Origin of the sequence: Zooshikella sp. RANM57 (assembly GCF_050749885.1) — a bacterium.
Lineage (GTDB): Bacteria > Pseudomonadota > Gammaproteobacteria > Pseudomonadales > Zooshikellaceae > Zooshikella.
In genome coordinates, this window is the sequence record NZ_JBOIUB010000013.1 from 79,843 (window position 1) to 97,108 (window position 17,266).

Annotated in this window: 13 protein-coding genes; 3 read left to right on the forward strand and 10 right to left on the reverse strand. The window is 41.0% G+C overall.

All coding sequences use genetic code 11. The features are described from left to right. Nucleotides 1–136: 136 nt before the first annotated feature. Both ACQ96U_RS21985 and ACQ96U_RS21990 read left to right on the forward strand, forming a co-directional pair. Nucleotides 137–901: a ParA family protein gene (locus tag ACQ96U_RS21985; protein ID WP_431723423.1), complete on the forward strand. Its 765-nt coding sequence runs from the start codon at nt 137–139 to the stop codon at nt 899–901. 308 nt (nt 902–1,209) lie between these two features. After that, on the forward strand, nt 1,210–1,968 hold the full coding sequence (locus ACQ96U_RS21990) for an FKBP-type peptidyl-prolyl cis-trans isomerase (RefSeq protein WP_431723424.1): 759 nt from the start codon (nt 1,210–1,212) through the stop codon (nt 1,966–1,968). A gap of 138 nt (nt 1,969–2,106) precedes the next feature. Here ACQ96U_RS21990 and ACQ96U_RS21995 read toward each other — a convergent pair whose 3' ends face one another. The 5 genes from ACQ96U_RS21995 to ACQ96U_RS22015 all read right to left on the reverse strand — a co-directional run bounded on the left by ACQ96U_RS21995 (nt 2,107) and on the right by ACQ96U_RS22015 (nt 6,585). Beyond that, a complete protein-coding gene (locus ACQ96U_RS21995) occupies nt 2,107–3,054 on the reverse strand; it encodes a WD40 repeat domain-containing protein (RefSeq protein WP_431723425.1) in 948 nt (315 codons plus the stop codon). Between the two features lie 221 nt (nt 3,055–3,275). Beyond that, nucleotides 3,276–4,289 carry an SO_0444 family Cu/Zn efflux transporter gene (locus tag ACQ96U_RS22000; RefSeq protein ID WP_431723426.1) on the reverse strand — a complete coding sequence of 338 codons (1,014 nt, stop codon included), beginning with the start codon at nt 4,287–4,289 and terminating at the stop codon, nt 3,276–3,278. Then, nucleotides 4,286–4,708 carry a heavy metal-responsive transcriptional regulator gene (locus ACQ96U_RS22005; protein ID WP_431723427.1) on the reverse strand — a complete coding sequence of 141 codons (423 nt, stop codon included), beginning with the start codon at nt 4,706–4,708 and terminating at the stop codon, nt 4,286–4,288. The genes ACQ96U_RS22000 and ACQ96U_RS22005 overlap by 4 nt, the downstream gene beginning before the upstream one ends. A 175-nt stretch (nt 4,709–4,883) precedes the next feature. Beyond that, nucleotides 4,884–5,366, reverse strand: coding sequence for a sigma D regulator (gene rsd, locus ACQ96U_RS22010; RefSeq protein WP_431723428.1), 483 nt, complete (start codon nt 5,364–5,366; stop codon nt 4,884–4,886). 709 nt (nt 5,367–6,075) lie between these two features. After that, the gene (locus ACQ96U_RS22015) at nt 6,076–6,585 is read right to left on the reverse strand and encodes a disulfide bond formation protein B (protein ID WP_431723429.1); all 510 of its coding nucleotides are present in this window, start codon (nt 6,583–6,585) and stop codon (nt 6,076–6,078) included. A gap of 455 nt (nt 6,586–7,040) precedes the next feature. Between ACQ96U_RS22015 and ACQ96U_RS22020 the strand changes: the two genes are divergently transcribed. After that, nucleotides 7,041–7,466 (forward strand): flagellar basal body-associated FliL family protein, encoded by a 426-nt coding sequence (locus tag ACQ96U_RS22020; protein WP_431723430.1) that lies wholly within the window; start codon nt 7,041–7,043, stop codon nt 7,464–7,466. Nucleotides 7,467–7,533: 67 nt separating this feature from the next. Here the strand turns inward: ACQ96U_RS22020 and gshA are convergent, their stop codons facing one another. The 5 genes from gshA to hslO all read right to left on the reverse strand — a co-directional run bounded on the left by gshA (nt 7,534) and on the right by hslO (nt 16,949). Next, the gene (gene gshA / locus ACQ96U_RS22025) at nt 7,534–9,102 is read right to left on the reverse strand and encodes a glutamate--cysteine ligase (RefSeq protein ID WP_431723431.1); all 1,569 of its coding nucleotides are present in this window, start codon (nt 9,100–9,102) and stop codon (nt 7,534–7,536) included. Between the two features lie 303 nt (nt 9,103–9,405). Continuing rightward, entirely contained in the window at nt 9,406–11,730 is a 2,325-nt protein-coding gene (locus tag ACQ96U_RS22030) for a Tex family protein (protein WP_431723432.1), read from the reverse strand. Between the two features lie 456 nt (nt 11,731–12,186). Next, complete coding sequence (locus ACQ96U_RS22035) at nt 12,187–13,746, reverse strand: phosphoenolpyruvate carboxykinase (RefSeq protein ID WP_431723433.1); 1,560 nt, start codon at nt 13,744–13,746, stop codon at nt 12,187–12,189. A gap of 781 nt (nt 13,747–14,527) precedes the next feature. Next, on the reverse strand, nt 14,528–15,487 hold the full coding sequence (locus ACQ96U_RS22040; RefSeq protein WP_431723434.1) for a hypothetical protein: 960 nt from the start codon (nt 15,485–15,487) through the stop codon (nt 14,528–14,530). Between the two features lie 577 nt (nt 15,488–16,064). Then, a complete protein-coding gene (hslO, locus tag ACQ96U_RS22045; protein ID WP_431723435.1) occupies nt 16,065–16,949 on the reverse strand; it encodes an Hsp33 family molecular chaperone HslO in 885 nt (294 codons plus the stop codon). Nucleotides 16,950–17,266 lie beyond the last annotated feature (317 nt).

Sequence of the window (17,266 nt, forward strand, 5' to 3'; positions counted from 1 at the left end):
AAAACTCTTAATAAGACAAAATGTGAATCAGTGTAATTTTTCCACTGTGCTGTAACTGATTGAAGTATTCATCAAGAGGAAAAATATTAATGGCAAATTGACGTAATATTATCCATTCATGCAAAGAGGCTAAATTATGAAACGTCGAGTAGTTTTTAATCAGAAAGGAGGTGTTGGAAAGTCCACAATAGCGTGTAATCTCGCTGCTATCGCTGCCAGCCAGGGTAAGCGAACGCTACTTATCGATCTTGATGGGCAGCGTAACTCCTCTCTTTATCTGCTTGGGAAAAACTATAGTACATCTCTTCCTACTATAGCTGATTTCTTTCAGGAAAGTCTGACATTTCGTTTAACCGGAGCCAATCTTCGTTCTTATATTGCGACAACCCAATATGCAGATCTTTCATTATTACCCTCGTCTCCTCAATTGAATGAGTTGCAGCATAAACTGGAAACCCGCCATAAGATATATAAGTTACGCGAAGCACTTGATCGTGTTGAACACTTATTTGATGAAGTCTATATAGATACGCCACCCGCGTTTAATTTTTATAGTTTATCGGCATTGATAGCGGCAGATAATTGCCTGGTACCCTTTGATTGTGATGATTTTTCTCGTCGAGCGCTCTATGACTTAATTGCGAATATCAATGAAACGCGTGTTGATCATAATTCTGCACTAAGTATTGAAGGTATTGTGGTTAATCAGTTTCAACCTCGAGCAAAATTACCTCAGGAAATGGTTAATCAGTTATTAGATGAAGATATGCCAATATTATCGCCTTATATTTCCTCTTCAATAAAAATCAGAGAGTCGCATGAGCAAGCAATACCGCTAATACATTTTGAACCTAAACACAAAGTGACTATTGAGTTTTGCGGGCTTTATGCAGGTTTATAATTGTCGATATTTATGGAACTAAAATACTAAGGAATTACTTTACTATTTTAACGTGTATTAACCAGCATGATCCAATAACTGTGCATTAAGTGGACAACTCATTAACGCTCTATACCTTCTTTCTGGCTGATGGGGTATGATGCGGTCAACCCTTAAATTGGTTGCCTGCCAATAGGAGTGGAAGGTTGGCACTTATCGGCCCAAATGGCCATAGGCGAACTTTCTAAGGCTAGGGGGCTCAAAACTGCAGTATCCTTTTGGGTGCGTAGTGCTAAGGACATAATTCAACCAACTTATATGAGAAGATCATGAAATTAAAAGTATTAACAGCCGGTTTGGTGTTGGCAACAGCTTCACAGGTATTTGCAGAACCTGTTAAATTAACCAACGACAAGCAGAAACTCAGCTATAGTCTGGGCGTTATGTTTTCACAACGGCTGAAAGCAGACTTTAAATATGATGACCTGGACTTAAATGTCATGTCTGCTGCAATGGCAAATGTGTTGAAAGATGAAAAAACTGCGCTGGATGAGCAAGAAATGATCAAAATCATTCAAAAAGCTCAACGTGAAAGCTATGAACGTGCTCAAAAGCGTATGGAAAAAGAAGCAAAAGAAAACTTAGCGAAAGAAAAAGCATTTTTAGACAAAAATGCTAAGGCTGATGGAGTTGTCAAAACTGACTCAGGATTACAGTATAAGGTAATCACTAAAGGTGAAGGTGAAAAGCCAAAGGCTGATAGTACGGTTGTTGTTCACTATGAAGGCCGTACCTTAGATGGAAATATTTTTGATAGCTCATATAAGCGAGGTGAGCCAGCGACATTTGGTGTGAATCAAGTTATTCCTGGTTGGACTGAAGCACTACAGTTAATGCCTCAAGGTTCTGTTTGGGAGCTTTATATTCCTTCTGAGTTAGCTTATGGACCAGGCGGTATCCCTAATAAGATTAGCCCAAACTCCACGCTTATCTTTAAAGTTGAGCTGAAAGAAATCAAAAAGCCTGAGAAAGTCGAAAAGAAAGCTGAAAAGAAAGCTGAAAAGAAAGAAGAACCTAAAAAAGGTTAATGGGTGATAAATCACGTGCAATTGAGCGTGATACTTCCTTTTGATATTAGGTTCATACTAGTAGTTGGCGGTGAGAGAATGTCGTCATCGCCACTACTAAACGCTTAGGATCACCATATAAAGTGGATTTCTTTGCGATTAGCGTAAGGCATACATCAGGCCGTTAGAGCCAAGCGCGTAAAACTGATCTTGACCAAATGCTAACGCTTGAATAGCAACGCCTGTAGGTTTCCACGCTTGTCTTCTACTCACTTGCCACTGTTTAATCACTTTTTTTTGTTTTAAATCATGCAGTTTTATTTCACGGTTGGTGGTGCCTGTTAATAAAAGTTGTTCGTTATCAGAAAATATTGCACTGGCGAGAGTAGGGCCGCGCCCCATCCACTCAGCATGGGGATTAACATCGTACACTAGCTCCCCCGTTTTAGTATCGCGTACTTGGGCAATACTATTTGCCGCTGCCATAAATGCAAAACGATGGTTTGCTGATAAAGACACTGAAACAACTTTATTTCCCATATCCCAATTATGAATAAGCTTTCCTGTTGTGGTGTCCCATAATTTAGCGGTGTAGTCGTCTGATCCTGATAACACCATCATGTTGTCATCTGATATTGCAACTGCATTAACGCTATCTGCGTGAAGGTAAGTGCGTTCAACCCCTCCGCTTTTAATATTAAATAAAATAGCGCGATTATCTAGCAAACCTAATAGCGCAATATTTCCTGCATTTGATAATGCAACACTGGAGATATCTCCTGGTGCACGCCAGAATGCTTGAGGCTCACCTGTTACAGTTGACCAGAGCACAAGAGATTGTAAGTTATCTGCAGTAACGGCTAATTCATTATTTCCGGAAAAGGCGGCAGCAACGATAAAGCTGAAAACACCTTCTTGATGATTCCAGTTAAATCGGCGCTCATAGGCTGGGAATTGCCAAAGGCTACCACCGTGGTTGATGGAGCCAATCATGGCGAGTTTACCATTATGTGACAGTGCGCTGGTGTAATTACCCACTACGGCTAACTCCCAAAATTTTTCTTCTTTTTGGCTACAGCCGGCCACTAAGAAGATAAAAAAAGTCATAATGAGTAGTTTGGGAAAGGTGTACATAATGATTAAACAGACGTTAGCTAAGCCGTAAGAATTTGTGCGTTATAGAGAAAGTTACTCTCTCACTAAGGATATAAATACAGGTTAGCAGCTTTTATCTTGGAGATTGGAGATGACTGAAGCTATCTTGTTTGTGGCATGATATAGCTTCAGTCGCAGGATAAAGGTTGGTAATGAGTTTTTCTTTACAGAGACTAGACAGGTAGCAGTTGTCGTCTTAAAGGTTTGATGGCCAGTAACACTAAAAGAATACTGCACATGGTATTGAACCAAATAGGAAATAAAGCATGTTCTGGCTGTATTTGTGCGGTAATGTCAATTTGGAGCTGACCAACAATTAAATCGGTCATTAATCCAAAACTAATACACCCTAGGCTAATTGCGATAATGTAGCCTAAAAAAGCACGATGACCTAATTCTTTACGAATAATTCCAAGGGTGCCTAGATTGGTCGCTGGCCCTGCTAATAAAAATACCAGTACAGTTCCAGGGGAAATTCCAGCAAGCAGTAATGCTGCAGCAAGAGGCGTTGAAGCGGTAGCGCAAATATACATAGGTATACCTGCAATCAACATAAAGAACATGGCAAACACCCCATGTCCCCAGTCACTGAGTGCGGAGGATGGTAAGAATGTCATCACTAAGCCCGCAACAATTAGGCCTATAAGCAGCCAACCTAGCATATCATCGTACAGTTGAGTAATGGCATAGCGTATACCCTCCCATGTGGTTGTTTTTGTTTGGGGTTTACTATGTCCTTTACAACATCCACCAGAGGGCGAATGAGTCACTGGCTGAGTCTCTTTTTCAGTGAGTTTTTCACCTAAGAGACCTGTCAATAGCGCTAAAAAAATACCGTAGATTGGACGAATGATGGCCATAAAAGGGCCTAACATCCCATAACTTAAGGTAATAGAATCTACGCCATTTTCAGGAGTAGAAACTAAAAATGATAAAGTTGCGCCTTTGGAGGCTCCTTTTCGGCGTAGTTCCATCGCAACGGGTACAACACCGCAAGAGCACAAAGGTAAGGGCGCGCCAATAATAGCGGCACGTATAATAGCGGTTAGACCAGGCTTACCAAGCCAGCGTTGTAAATGTTGCTGAGGTAGCCAGGTTTTCATTAGTCCGGCAAGTACCAGGCCAAGGAGTAGCCAGGGGGATGCAGCATTGGTGAGCGTAATAATATTTTCTATAAATGCTGTCATGACTGTAAATCCTTGGGTAGTGAGTTAGGTGCGTTGAGTATGGGACATGCTGACTCCTGGTGTGTTTTTGAGCAGCTCTTTAGTAGTGTTAATAAGTCATGGCGGACACGGAGCATATCTTTGATTCGGTGTTCGATATCTACCAATTTTTCTTCTGCTAACTGGTGAATTTGTTGGTGATTTTTTTCAGGTGCAGATTTAAGTAAAAGGAGTTCCCTAATTTCTTTGAGAGAAAAACCCAAACGCTTTAATCGTAAAATAAAGCTTAAACGGTCAATATCTGTGGTTTTGTAAAAGCGGTAGCCTGAATCCGTTCGCTGAGGCTTTGGCATTAACCCCTGTTTTTCGTAATACCGGATAGCCTCTACAGTCAGCCCGCATTCTTTAGCAAGTGTGCCAATACTAAGACTTGTTTCCATAAATTGCCTCCACGCCCTAAGCATAGAGCCTGAAGTATGCTTCAGAGTCAAGACTAAGAAAATTTCAGCATGAGTATAAGTAGAAGGGCTCGCATGGCCCTTGGGGAAAGGGAATACGGAGCTTTAAAAATTAAAACCCCGCTATCCGAAGCATAAGCATGACAAGCGATAAAGGTTATTCAGAGAGTAGCTCTTTATGTGCATTATGAAGAACCTCGATTAACTGATCCTCATAAGTAAATCGTTCTTCCATAGCTTGACCAAGCTGAGAAAGGTCTTCACGTACTTTGTCTTGCATGGATTCACAGCTAGCCTGACTGTCGTACTTATCATTAAAGTGCAGGCATACCTCTGTTGTTTTTTGAATAAGTGGATAGAGTTGTTTGGCGACTTCAATACCACCATCATCAAACTCTTTTCCTTCTCTTAGCAGCTGCTCATAGACTTCAAAGTGTCCAGCAGAGACATAGTCCATCATTAGTTGGCAAAGTGATTGGAGTTCATCGTACTTAACGTGCTTCTTCTTATCCTTGTTACCATTAAGACCATTGATATCACAATATAAAACGATGAGTTCCTGTCGTTCATTTAACCATCGGTCAATGATTTCAGACACTCCACCCCAGCGCTCTTTAGCGTTATGACAACCTTCAAGCATTCATTTTCCCCTTATACATACCATTCACTTTTTTTTAAGTTTTACACCCTTCGCGAATGCTATTTAGCGTGTGCGATGATGCTATGTTACTACATACTTATTTACATATGTGATGAAGTTTGTTTTTTATCGGTAGATTAGGCCAGAGGCGGGAAAGCAGCAAGTGCAATAATTATTTAAAGCAATAGTCATGCGCTTGCTTGTATCAGAAGAGGATAAGGTTCTATCTACTTATTACATTTTGTCGCTTTATGATTGAGTATTACTAATAATAAGACAGTATTGTAAGTGATAATGATTGATGCGATGGCAAAAAAACAGTGATAAGGCTTGGCTTACACAGAAAAAAATGAAATGCACTATAGGCAGGAGTAATAGGTTTTGGAGTGCGATTAAGCAGATTATGTCTGGCTAAGGGCTATGATTATTCAAGAAAAAATACGTTTTTTGTTGGTTGTAACGCGCTAACTTTCCCCTCCTGTGAAGGATAGTGAGTAGTTTGGTACTTAAGGGAACATCTAAAAATATTCTTTTTCACAGCAGTTATATTAGTAGATAACATTGTTTTTCTTTTTTCATTTTGCTGTGATGTACCGTCATGAATAGCCTTTCATGTTTTAATAAATGACGATTGTTTAGTGATGCCCTTAAGTTTGGAAATGGTCATTAATCGCTATATATTGATGAACACACAGTACCTTAAGTGTACTTAGGTAAACATACGTTTAGGACGTTGACGGAATAGTTCAATCATAGCGAAGCAAAAGAAACCAATAAATGCAACCAGTGACCAGCCAGGAATACTCAAGCCAAGAAATGTCCACTGAACTTCTGCACAGTCCCCAGTCCCTGTAAACATAACAGTTAACAGCTCTTGCCATGGCAACATATCGATTAACACATCGAGTGGTGGGGCACATTCTGGTACTTGATCAGGAGGTAAGCTTTGTAGCCATACTTGTCGGCTAGCGATACCAATTCCGGTACCTGCAATTAAAGCAGAGAGTCCAGCATAAATTCGGTAGCCTGTATTACCAGGGTTATGAATGCTGGCTAATAAACAGACCACGCCAAGGGTGATGAAAATAATACGTTGAACGATACATAGAGGACAAGGCTCAAGCCCCAAGCCATGCTGAAAAAACAAGGCTCCCCCAATAAGGCCTGCACAGGTCAGAAACGCTAAAAAGAATAAAGGGCGAGATTGTGGTAAGCCCATGAATAGTCTCCTGCCGAGAAAGTTAGTCAATAATCATTTACATAATATTGAATACAGTAAGTCAGTTGTTCCAACAAATATACCTGTAACGATCGATATACTACAAACGATTGACTAAGGTCATAATGGATTTATGCATGAAAAATAACACCAAGGACACATTTGTGTGAACATTCTTTTTTTAGTCTATTAGCTGCTAAAATTGTTCAATGGTGGAACTTTATTCTTCATTCCAAAAGGCTTATACATATATTGCAACCTGTAGCTTCCTAGCATTTTTTCAAACAGACAATCAGAAGTTATTCTCAAAAATGCCTGTGTTATTGGTAATGTTTATTCTTGTCAATTTGTATTTTGGGTATAAATTGGCCTGTTTAAAGGCATTTTATCACTTACTTCGCAATATCGTAATGGATAGTGCAGGGAGGTCAGATGATCGATGAAGAGGAATGCATATGAGACAAGGAATTGCTTATCGGTTTAGGTATTTGGCTTTTATCACTTTTATTATGGGTCAATGTTTCAATACACTTTTGTATGCAGAAGAAGAAGTACCTCAAGTGAGTTACCTTGATGTCAGTCCTCCCATCATCGTTAATCTCTCAAGTAAAACAAAACGCATGCAGTATCTAAAAGCAGATATTGCTTTCAAAATTACTGGAGAAGTGGCTAAGGCTAAAGTCAATAAACATATTGATGCAGTACGTGATTTGTTAGTACTGTTGCTCAGTGAACAAAAAATAGATGATGTTGATACGGTTGCCGGAAAAGAAAAACTACGTAAAGTTGCTTTACAACATGTACAGGCTTTTTTCAAAGAGGAAGTTGGTGAGCCTTTAGTTGAAGATTTGCTATTTAAAAATATAGTGGTTCAGCGCTAGACCATAGATGTTTGGGTTGCAAGTATACATCTTTAGGAGGATATATACCTGCAACGTATGGAATTACTTATGTGTAATATTTAGCTAAGAAAGTTTCAAATGGTTCCTGAGGAGCCGCTTCAATTTCTGCTTGCTGTTGAAGTGATTTATTGACAAGCATTTGTAATTCTTTCTGATTACCTGGTGTTAATGGGGCATGTTTGAAAGTTTCAGCGTGCTGTTTGGATTGAATCAAGGTGTACTCACTGAAACTGCATTGATGCTCTGATAGCGAGCTAAGCAATTGTCCAGAGGGCGTTAGTTCTGGATTTTCAATTTTTTGCAGTTCTAGCTTCAAGCTTTCTTGATGATTATTTGAGTCATGCGCATCATCCAGTAGCACAGCAATGGGCATCAATAAAGCAATAATTTCTTTGGCCCAGTCAGTTAATGTGGTTGATTTTCCTAGCTTCTGTAGCTGAAGTCCTGGCTTTCTTCCCTCTAATACGACACGTGTGAAGTTATGATTGATTGCCTCACATTCAGGGGCCGTGATAGCGGGGCTTTCAGCTAAAGCGCAATAGGTTAAAAACACATCCATAAATGCAGCTTGAGAAGCACTTATCCCAATAGGATCAAATGGGTTTAAATCCAGGCAGCGCACTTCAATATATTCAATACCTCTTGCCTGTAATGCTCTGGCAGGGCGTTCGCCTGATTGGGTCGTACGCTTGGGACGAATCGCATTGTAGTATTCATTTTCAATTTGCAGGATATTGGTATTGAGCTGCAAATAGTGACCATCTTTAGTGAGTCCAATTTTCTCATAGGCTGGAAAGGGGGTTTGAATGGCGTGTTCAAGGGACTCAATATATGTTGGCAGTGTGTTGTAACAAATATTCAAGCCTGACTGGGCATTATTTTGATAACCCAAGTCACTCATGCGTAGAGAAGTCGCATAAGGTAAATAAACGGTGTAATCATCAAAGTCTTGTAGTTGATGATTGGTATGGCTGAAAAAGGAGCGGCATACAGCGGGTGATGCGCCAAATAAATACATTAATAACCAGCTTAAGCGACGGAAGTTACGAATGAGATTTAAATAGCAGTTAGACTGTAAATCGTTTTGATGGGCTATGTTTGAGCTTGTTTGCTCATAGTCACTTAACAGCGACCAGATTTCAGGCGCCAGAGAAAAGTTATAATGAATGCCTGCGATGGTTTGCATTGCTTTACCATAGCGGTGGGCTAAGCCTTCACGATAGATATACTTCATTTTACCTATGTTGGATTCACCATAATAGGCAATGGGTATATTTTCATCTCCCGTTAAAATACACGGCATACTGTTTACCCAGAGCAACTCATTTTCTAAATGTTGCAAGGTAAAGCGATGCAAATCATGTTGAAACCCAAGGGTAGTATCAATATCCGTAAAGGCGGGTGTAATAAATTCCAGTAGCGCTTCTGAATAGTCTGTTGTGATATAGGGGTGAGTTAGCTTAGAACCCAGCTGCTGTGGATGAGGGGTCTGAGCTAAGAAACCATCAGAGGTGATTCGTAAACTTTCTTTTTCTATGCCGCGCCGTGTTGCTTTGAGCAGTTGGCGGTTCACCGGCTGGCTTAACAACTTAAGCCGGTCTGCTAAATTAGCCAAAACAACGCTTCCTTAAGCTAATCAGGTGAGTGGAGAACACTATATGGGGATGAGTTTTCATCACTACAAGTCGCCTTATACTAAGGTATACCCCTATATAGTGTTATATGCGAACGTTATCAGCATTTTTACCTTGTTTATCAAGGTTAAATCCATATAAGTAACATGGATACTCTTTGAAAAGTATAACCATGAGATATTGCCGCAGTGGAGGGAATTATAATCATGTTGTAGCTGAAGAAGGAATTAATAGCGAAGGGCATCAGTATGGCCTCTGGAAATTTCCAGAGACCAAAAGAGTGATTATTTCTTTTTAAGGCTTTTTGCATTAGCAAAAAGGTCGGCGAAGGTCCCGCCAGTCGGTTTGTTGGGAGTATTGGCTGTCCGCCTTTTTTTATCACTGCCTGCAGATTTTCGCTCTGCGCGCGGTTGATCTTTTTGGGCTTTAAAGTCTTCTGCGGTATCTGACATACGCATTGTTAGACCAATGCGCTTACGTGGAATATCAACTTCCAGTACTTTGACTTTAACGATATCGCCAGCTTTCACCACATCGCGAGGGTCTTTAACAAAGGTGTCAGACAAGGCCGAGATATGGACTAGCCCATCCTGGTGAACACCAATATCAACAAATGCACCAAAATTTGTGACATTAGTAACAACACCTTCCAGTGTCATGTTGGGTTTAAGATCAGCGAGTTTTTCAACACCTTCTTTAAAGGTTGCGGTTTTAAACTCTGGACGAGGGTCACGTCCAGGCTTTTCAAGTTCTTTGATGATATCGGTGACGGTTGGTATACCAAAATGCTCATCCGTAAACTTGGCCGGATCCAATGTTTTCAAAAAGGAGCTATCACCAATGATGTTGCGTATGTCACGCTGATTCAGTTCAGCAATGGATGTGACGACAGGGTAAGCTTCAGGGTGCACACTGGAAGCATCTAATGGGTTATTGCCATTCATAATACGCAAGAACCCGGCGGCTTGCTCAAATGTTTTTTCACCCAGGCGAGGCACTTTTTTCAGGTCTTTTCTATTTTTGAATGCACCAAACTCATTTCTAAAAGTGACAATATTGTTGGCAATCGTTTGATTGAGTCCGGAGATACGTTGCAATAACTGAGACGATGCCATATTCACATCAACGCCTACTGCGTTTACACAGTCTTCAACCACAGCATCCAATGATCGCGCTAAACGCGTTTGACTCACATCGTGCTGATATTGGCCCACTCCGATGGATTTAGGCTCTATTTTTACCAATTCTGCCAGTGGATCTTGCAGTCTTCTGGCAATTGAAACAGCACCACGGAACGAAACATCGAGATCAGGAAACTCTTTTGCGGCGAGCTCAGAAGCAGAATAAACAGAAGCACCTGCTTCACTGACCATAATTTTGGTTACTTTAAGCGAGGGGTATTTTTTAATCACTTCACCCGCTAATTTGTCTGTTTCTCTGGAGGCTGTACCATTGCCAATGCTGATTAACTCAACATTGTGCTTTTGACAGAGAGCGGCAACTATTGCAACTGATTTATCCCAGTCATTTTGAGGGGCGTGGGGAAAAATGGTCGTGTGCTCAACGAGTTTCCCTGTGTTATCAACCACTGCCACTTTGACTCCTGTCCGTAAGCCTGGGTCAAGGCCAATGGTAGATCGTTGTCCAGCAGGAGCCGCTAGCAGTAGGTCTTTTAGATTGTGCGCAAAAACGGCAATGGCATCTTCTTCTGAGGCTTCACGTAAACGAGTGAGGAGTTCACCCTCTAACTGACTTAGGAGTTTAACACGCCAGGTCCAACGTACGACTTCTTGTAACCACTTGTCTGCAGGACGTTGCTCGTCAGTGATTTTCCAGAAATCTGCAATCATGTGCTCACAGGGGTGAGAAGTTCCACGTTCCTGTTCCTCTCCCACAGCAATAACTGCTTGTAAGATACCTTCGTTGCGTCCTCTAAAAATAGCCAGTGCTCGGTGAGAAGGTACTTTTTTGATGGCTTCACGATGTGCAAAGTAGTCTTGGAACTTGGCGCCTTCAGCTTCTTTTCCGGTAACCACGGTTGAAGACAGGTCACCTTCTTCCCATAAAAACTCTCTAAGTTTACCTAGCAGCTCAGCATTTTCGCTGAAGCGCTCCATGAGAATAAATTTAGCGCCATCAAGTGCTGCTTTGGTATCCGCTACACCTTGATCGGCATTAATAAATGACTCGGCGGCTTGTTCAGGTGAGGTTTCTGGTTCGTTGAAGAGTAAGTCGGCAAGTGGCTCTAATCCTGCTTCTTTAGCAATTTGTGCTTTGGTACGACGCTTGGGTTTATAAGGCAGGTACAAATCTTCAAGTCGTGTTTTGGTATCGGCCTGATGAATGGCTTGTTCTAGTTCGGGGGTGAGTTTGTCTTGTTCTTTAATGCTATTAAGTATTGTGTCACGTCGTTCTTCCAGCTCCCTGAGGTAGCGCAGCCGCTCTTCCAGGTTACGTAAGTCGGTATCTGAAAGACCACCTGTTACTTCTTTCCGGTAACGGGCTATAAAAGGAACAGTAGCGCCACCATCAAGTAACTCTACCGCTGCAGCAACTTGCACTTGACGAACATCGAGTTCTTCCGCAATACGCTGAAAGATAGTTTCCATGAATTACCTTTCTCTCAATTAATAAAAACAATTCAGATTATGACACACTCAAACGGAAAGTGTCTTACTCCGCACTCACTATACAAACTGCTTATCATATAAATCTCAGCGATACGATAAGCTAAGGTATTTAGGTTTACTAAACCGCCTAAAGCTGAAAGTCCATTATTGTTAAGACATCGATACCCTTAATGAAAGGTATAGTATTAAGCCTGGTTGGACGATGTTCATCAGGTAAATACTCAAAAGAATTATTAATAGGACAAGTGCTGTAGATAGGGTTTGTCTATTTTAGTGAATGGAGAGAAGCATCAGTACACTGATTCAACCATCCAGTGTGCGGGATAATAAAACAGTATGATTTTTCCGGGTTGAGATGTATTCCAACTATTGGGTAGTTGGAATACGCTCTGGGTTGGGTAACGAAGTCTAAAAAACGGTTATATAAAACAGTTATTAGCTATCAATATGAGGACCTGCCTGAATGATATCTTCAGATACCTCAAACTTTTTAAAGTTGTTAATAAACTGCTGTGCTAAGTCTTTGGCTGCATCGTCATAAGCTTGCTTATCTTGCCAGGTATCACGAGGACTCAATAAATTAGCATCGACACCAGACACTTGTGTTGGCACATCAACATTAATAATGGATAAGTGTTTAGTGGGTACTTCAGCAAGCTCACCATTTTGAATGGCGTGAATGACTGCACGAGTCGTTGGAATACTGAAGCGTTTACCGCCTTTGCCATAAGCACCACCTGTCCAACCAGTATTCACAAGAAAGACTTTACTGCCAAACTCTTCAATACGCTTAATAAGAAGTTCAGCATACACGCGTGCTGGTCTGGGGAAAAAGGGAGCACCAAAACACGTTGAAAAAGTGGATTTTAACCCTGCTTCACTGCCCATCTCAGTAGAACCTACCAACGCGGTGTAACCACTTAGGAAATGATAAGCAGCAGCTTCTTTCGATAGTATGGATACGGGAGGCAGTACGCCTGTCATGTCACAGGTAAGAAAGATAATTGCGGTTGGCTCATCTGCACGGTTTTCGTGAACACGCTTGGATATATGCTCAAGGGGATATGCACAACGACTGTTTTCAGTCATCGAAATATCGGCATAATCCGGCTCATTGGTATGATGATGAATAACCACATTTTCCACAATAGAGCCAAAGCGAATAGCATTCCAAATGACTGGCTCTGTTTCATGGCTAAGGTTAATACATTTAGCATAACAGCCTCCTTCAAAGTTGAAGACGCTGCCTTTAGCCCAGCCATGTTCATCATCACCAATTAAGTAGCATTGTTCATCTGCAGAGAGGGTTGTTTTGCCTGTACCCGATAAGCCAAAGAAAAGTGTTGTTTCACCGTTTTCCCCGACATTAGCAGAACAGTGCATAGGGAGGACATCTTTTTCGGGTAACAGGAAATTTTGCACAGAGAACATGGCTTTTTTCATTTCTCCGGCATAACGCATACCTGCTAAGAGTACTTTGCGCTTGGCAAAGTTAATGATAACGACGCCGTCAGAGTTGGTTCCATGTTTAGCGGGGTCACAAGTGAAGTGAGGGGCATTAAGAATTTGCCATGCTTCTTTACCTTGTGGGTTGTATGTTGATGGACGAACGAATAAGTTTCGGCCAAATAAATTATGCCATGCCGTTTCCGTCGTCATTTGAACAGGCAGGTAGTGCTCTGGGTCTGCCCCCACATGTAAATGCTGAATAAAGCGATTTTGTCCTGCTAGGCTTTGCTCAACCTCATCCCAGAGAATGTCAAACTTATCAGCAGGGAATGGTCGATTAATAGAGCCCCAGTCAATGGCATCTGACGTGCTCGGTTCATCGACAATATAGCGGTCTTTGGGAGAGCGCCCCGTTCTTGCTCCGGTTTCAACGACTAATGCACCATTTGATGCTAAACGGCCTTCATTGCGTATTACTGCCTGCTCCACCAGCTGAGCCGCATGGAGATCTTCAAAAACCTGAGGACCCTCTTTGCTATCAGTCATTATCAATTACCTCGCCGGCTTTTAATACCGTTTTAGTTAATTCTTAAGTCCTGTGGCTTACATGACGACATGTTGTTTTCAGCATAGTGGTTTCAGGCTAAGTCGACAAAGGTTTAGTGTTACCCTTTACACAAATCATATTAGTGGACTTGTTTTCCTATTAACCAGATAACTTCCTACCATTGCGTTGAGCATATTTCTGCTTGGTATTAAGTAGCATAGTTTTATAGGTGAAACTAATTCCATTATAAATGAGATGTTGCAGGGTGAGTGTTGAGTAGGAAAAAATCAATTTAGCTTTACCTTATTATGCCTTCTATTACACCATGTGGTTATACACTTTGTGATTAGCTATTGAGTATATACATACGCTGATAAGCAACAAAACTCAGTTTTTGTATGTGTTAAACCAAGTTCCATGATATCACCTCAAAAAACGTTCACTCAGGGCATACTGTAAGCGGTAGCATTATGCCAAAAAAACATAGTTTGCGTTAAGGCAATTAGCAATAGATTAAGAAGCTTTATATCAAAAAAAAGGGTTTTTACTACGTTAATGGCTGTATGATATTTGTATTTCCTTAATATGGAGGAATGACTCTCGTTTTTGAGATGCCTTCAGTGTGTTGTTTATTGATTATTTTATCCATTAACGTTGAGTTAAAGAGCGCTTACTCATAATAAAGTTTTTTATGTTTATTACACAAATAGACCAAAATGACCTATTTGTGCTCTGGGTATAACTGAGGTTACATGTCAGTTGCAGGGTATATCGGCTCTATTAAAGCCGCATGACAAGCCAGCGAGGTTGTGGAATGGCTTTGATATAACGTCGAGCGACTTTATCTTGATATAAAAACGCTGGCACCTCAGAGGTCTGTTTAAATCCAAACTGTTTAGGTAGTTTTGTATAAATGGATCGAGGTGGATTATGCGCAATGTCTTTTATTTTTTTTCCAGTTTCATCGGTGTGGAAGTAAATTTGAGTAATCCCTAATTCCTCTTTAATAAACTGTATTGCCGCAGCCAGTGATGCCTCAGCCCAAATGTGTTGGTAGGGCTGTAAACAGGTTTCGACGTAGCAGGAGAGTTCCTCATAATCTCCTCCAATGTCATACCATACATCACTTGGTTGAAGGCTGGGATTATTTTTACGCTTTGCTTTCAAGCGTTGATAAGCACTATATGCATCTCGTAGCCAGTCGTTCTGAACTTCTTCTATTAATGCTTCATTGGTATCCAGGTCAAAATCTAATCGGACCCAGGCCATTGTGTGTCGACCTTTAGTATTAATTGGGTGTATATCGGACGCAAAGGGACCTTCATCTCGGCAGGTTGGTTTTATCAGCGAATAGTATTTTTCTAAATGCTCGCCAGTAAAGTTGATTTGCAAGACTAAATTAGATTGGTTTCGGGATGTTTGGTCCCAGCCTCTATCACCATCTCCCCAACAGGCTAAGGTCAATGCAAAAATGAATGGTTTTTCCAGCCAGCAACTCGTAAGCTGCTCCTGACTGATTTCACCTTGTCCATAAACTGATAATGCTTCTTTGACCGTTTTTTTAGCAAAAAAATGACCAAACTGGCTCTGTTTAAGCTGACTTAGCTTGCAGGTTTGGCGTTTATTTTTATCCATTGCATAGCGTAGCAGATCAAAACAATATCGATCCTTGTGATAATAAAACAAACGTCGTTCTTCACCTAAGCAGGTAATAATCTCTTTTATATCTTTTGGTTTCATAATCTAGTGTCATTACGATCAATGTAAAAATATGCATACGACAAGTGGCTCCTAAATGAGGCTGGCTTATAAAACAAAGCATAATGTGCACTCCTAAATTGCATTCTTGAAATACAAAACTTGATTGTTTTCTTCTGTTATCACTATGGGGGTAACAGGAGATAACAAAACATTAGAGTGGGCTCAGTGCCAAGCAGCTAAAACACAATCCCCAGGCGAGCTGGTAATGAGTAAGGTGTTAATAGGGCTTGTAATGATATAAGCCAGCGATGGAAAGCGGCTTATTAACTGAAAACGTATTTGGCAAGGAACCCCGTTGTGTCAATGAACACATGAGTATTTATCATTGTGGGCCTCCTTCTTTTGCAGATAAGTAGATTTATAACGTTGGAGTTAACGCGATATTTTACTGGTCAAATGAACTGTAAATTAATACAAATCATTGCTCATCATGTGAGCAAACCGAAAGTGGCGAAAATATATACAGATTAATGACTAAATGCAACTATTACAGGGGACTTTATATATTTAGAGGGGGTATCGACGATGCAGACTATAGCCTGCATCGTACGGCTTACTAGTGAAGCGAAGTGGATGATGACGTATTTTCATCACCATCAAAAAGTTGGGATATATCTATTGCTGTGTAGTGGTAAGCATGGTTACAAAATTGACAGTGAAGAACCAGTTCCCCTTGCTCTTCCAATACACTTTCTGCTTCTTCACGACCAATAGAGCGCAGGGCTACTGATGTCTTTTCTCGAGAGCAGTGACAATGAAATGCAACAGATTCTGCGGGAAAAACACGGACTGTCTCTTCATGATATAACCGGTGAAGCACAACAAGTGGTTCCAGTGTTAACAGTTCTTCTGGTTTTACTGTTTTAGCCAGGGTTGTTATGTGCTCCCACTTAAGTTCTCTTTGTTGGGGATCAGTTTCCTGGGTTGCTGGAAGAGCCTGCAGTAATAAACCAGTTGTACGTTCATGGTCAGCAAACAGCCACATCTGGGTGGGTAACTGTTCTGACTGGGCAAAGTAGCTACTGAAACATTCCCCTAATGTGTCCCCATTAAGAGGTACGATACCTTGGTAACGCTTGCCTTGTTCTGGATCGATGGTAATGACCAAGTGACCAGCAGGTAACAAGCTGCGTAGATCCATTTGCCGAATATCACCTTCCCAGCGAGCTAATGCTCTAAATTCATGCTTCTCATTACAGTCGACCATCAATAAGTGGATAGGACCACTGCTTTTAGCTTGCAAGGTCATAACTCCAGCGAATTTTAATGTCGTACTCAATAAAATGGCTGCCGAGATTAGCTCTCCGAGCAGTTGTCTGATGGGCTCAGGATAGTCATGGGCTGCCAGGGCTTGTTGATAACTCTTTTCAAGAGAAACTATCTCGCCACGAATGTCTGTCTGCTCAAAAAGAAAGCGCTGAATTTGATCATGTTCACTCATAACACTATTGCTCAACTCGTTTAGTGAGGGGGCGAATTATAGGCATCCTGATACTTGAAGTCATGGGGTGAGTGGGAAAAGTTAAAGGAAGAATTAAGTATCGTTTTTTATGTGATGTTTAAAAGCCTAGTAACGTTAAGTTTAGAAAGTCTGTGGATGACTGTCAGTACAGGTCAACATATAAAAAGATCAATGTTGACAGTGAAAACATTCTTGAGTTATATGTTAGCAGTGTCAACATTGTTTTATTCAGTACGACTTTGAGTACTGCCTACTGCAACATTTGTTTTTAGTCTCGACAACTCAACAGGCTTCGA

What these genes read in the sequence shown, in the direction of transcription:
- ACQ96U_RS22015 (WP_431723429.1), bottom strand. Translation starts at nt 6,585, where the DNA reads ATGGGCTTACCACAATCTCGCCCTTTATTCTTTTTAGCGTTTCTGACC.
- hslO (WP_431723435.1), bottom strand. Translation starts at nt 16,949, where the DNA reads ATGAGTGAACATGATCAAATTCAGCGCTTTCTTTTTGAGCAGACAGAC.
- ACQ96U_RS21995 (WP_431723425.1), bottom strand. Translation starts at nt 3,054, where the DNA reads ATGACTTTTTTTATCTTCTTAGTGGCCGGCTGTAGCCAAAAAGAAGAA.
- ACQ96U_RS22020 (WP_431723430.1), top strand. Translation starts at nt 7,041, where the DNA reads ATGAGACAAGGAATTGCTTATCGGTTTAGGTATTTGGCTTTTATCACT.
- ACQ96U_RS22000 (WP_431723426.1), bottom strand. Translation starts at nt 4,289, where the DNA reads ATGACAGCATTTATAGAAAATATTATTACGCTCACCAATGCTGCATCC.
- rsd (WP_431723428.1), bottom strand. Translation starts at nt 5,366, where the DNA reads ATGCTTGAAGGTTGTCATAACGCTAAAGAGCGCTGGGGTGGAGTGTCT.
- ACQ96U_RS21985 (WP_431723423.1), top strand. Translation starts at nt 137, where the DNA reads ATGAAACGTCGAGTAGTTTTTAATCAGAAAGGAGGTGTTGGAAAGTCC.
- ACQ96U_RS22030 (WP_431723432.1), bottom strand. Translation starts at nt 11,730, where the DNA reads ATGGAAACTATCTTTCAGCGTATTGCGGAAGAACTCGATGTTCGTCAA.
- ACQ96U_RS22035 (WP_431723433.1), bottom strand. Translation starts at nt 13,746, where the DNA reads ATGACTGATAGCAAAGAGGGTCCTCAGGTTTTTGAAGATCTCCATGCG.
- ACQ96U_RS22040 (WP_431723434.1), bottom strand. Translation starts at nt 15,487, where the DNA reads ATGAAACCAAAAGATATAAAAGAGATTATTACCTGCTTAGGTGAAGAA.
- ACQ96U_RS22005 (WP_431723427.1), bottom strand. Translation starts at nt 4,708, where the DNA reads ATGGAAACAAGTCTTAGTATTGGCACACTTGCTAAAGAATGCGGGCTG.
- ACQ96U_RS21990 (WP_431723424.1), top strand. Translation starts at nt 1,210, where the DNA reads ATGAAATTAAAAGTATTAACAGCCGGTTTGGTGTTGGCAACAGCTTCA.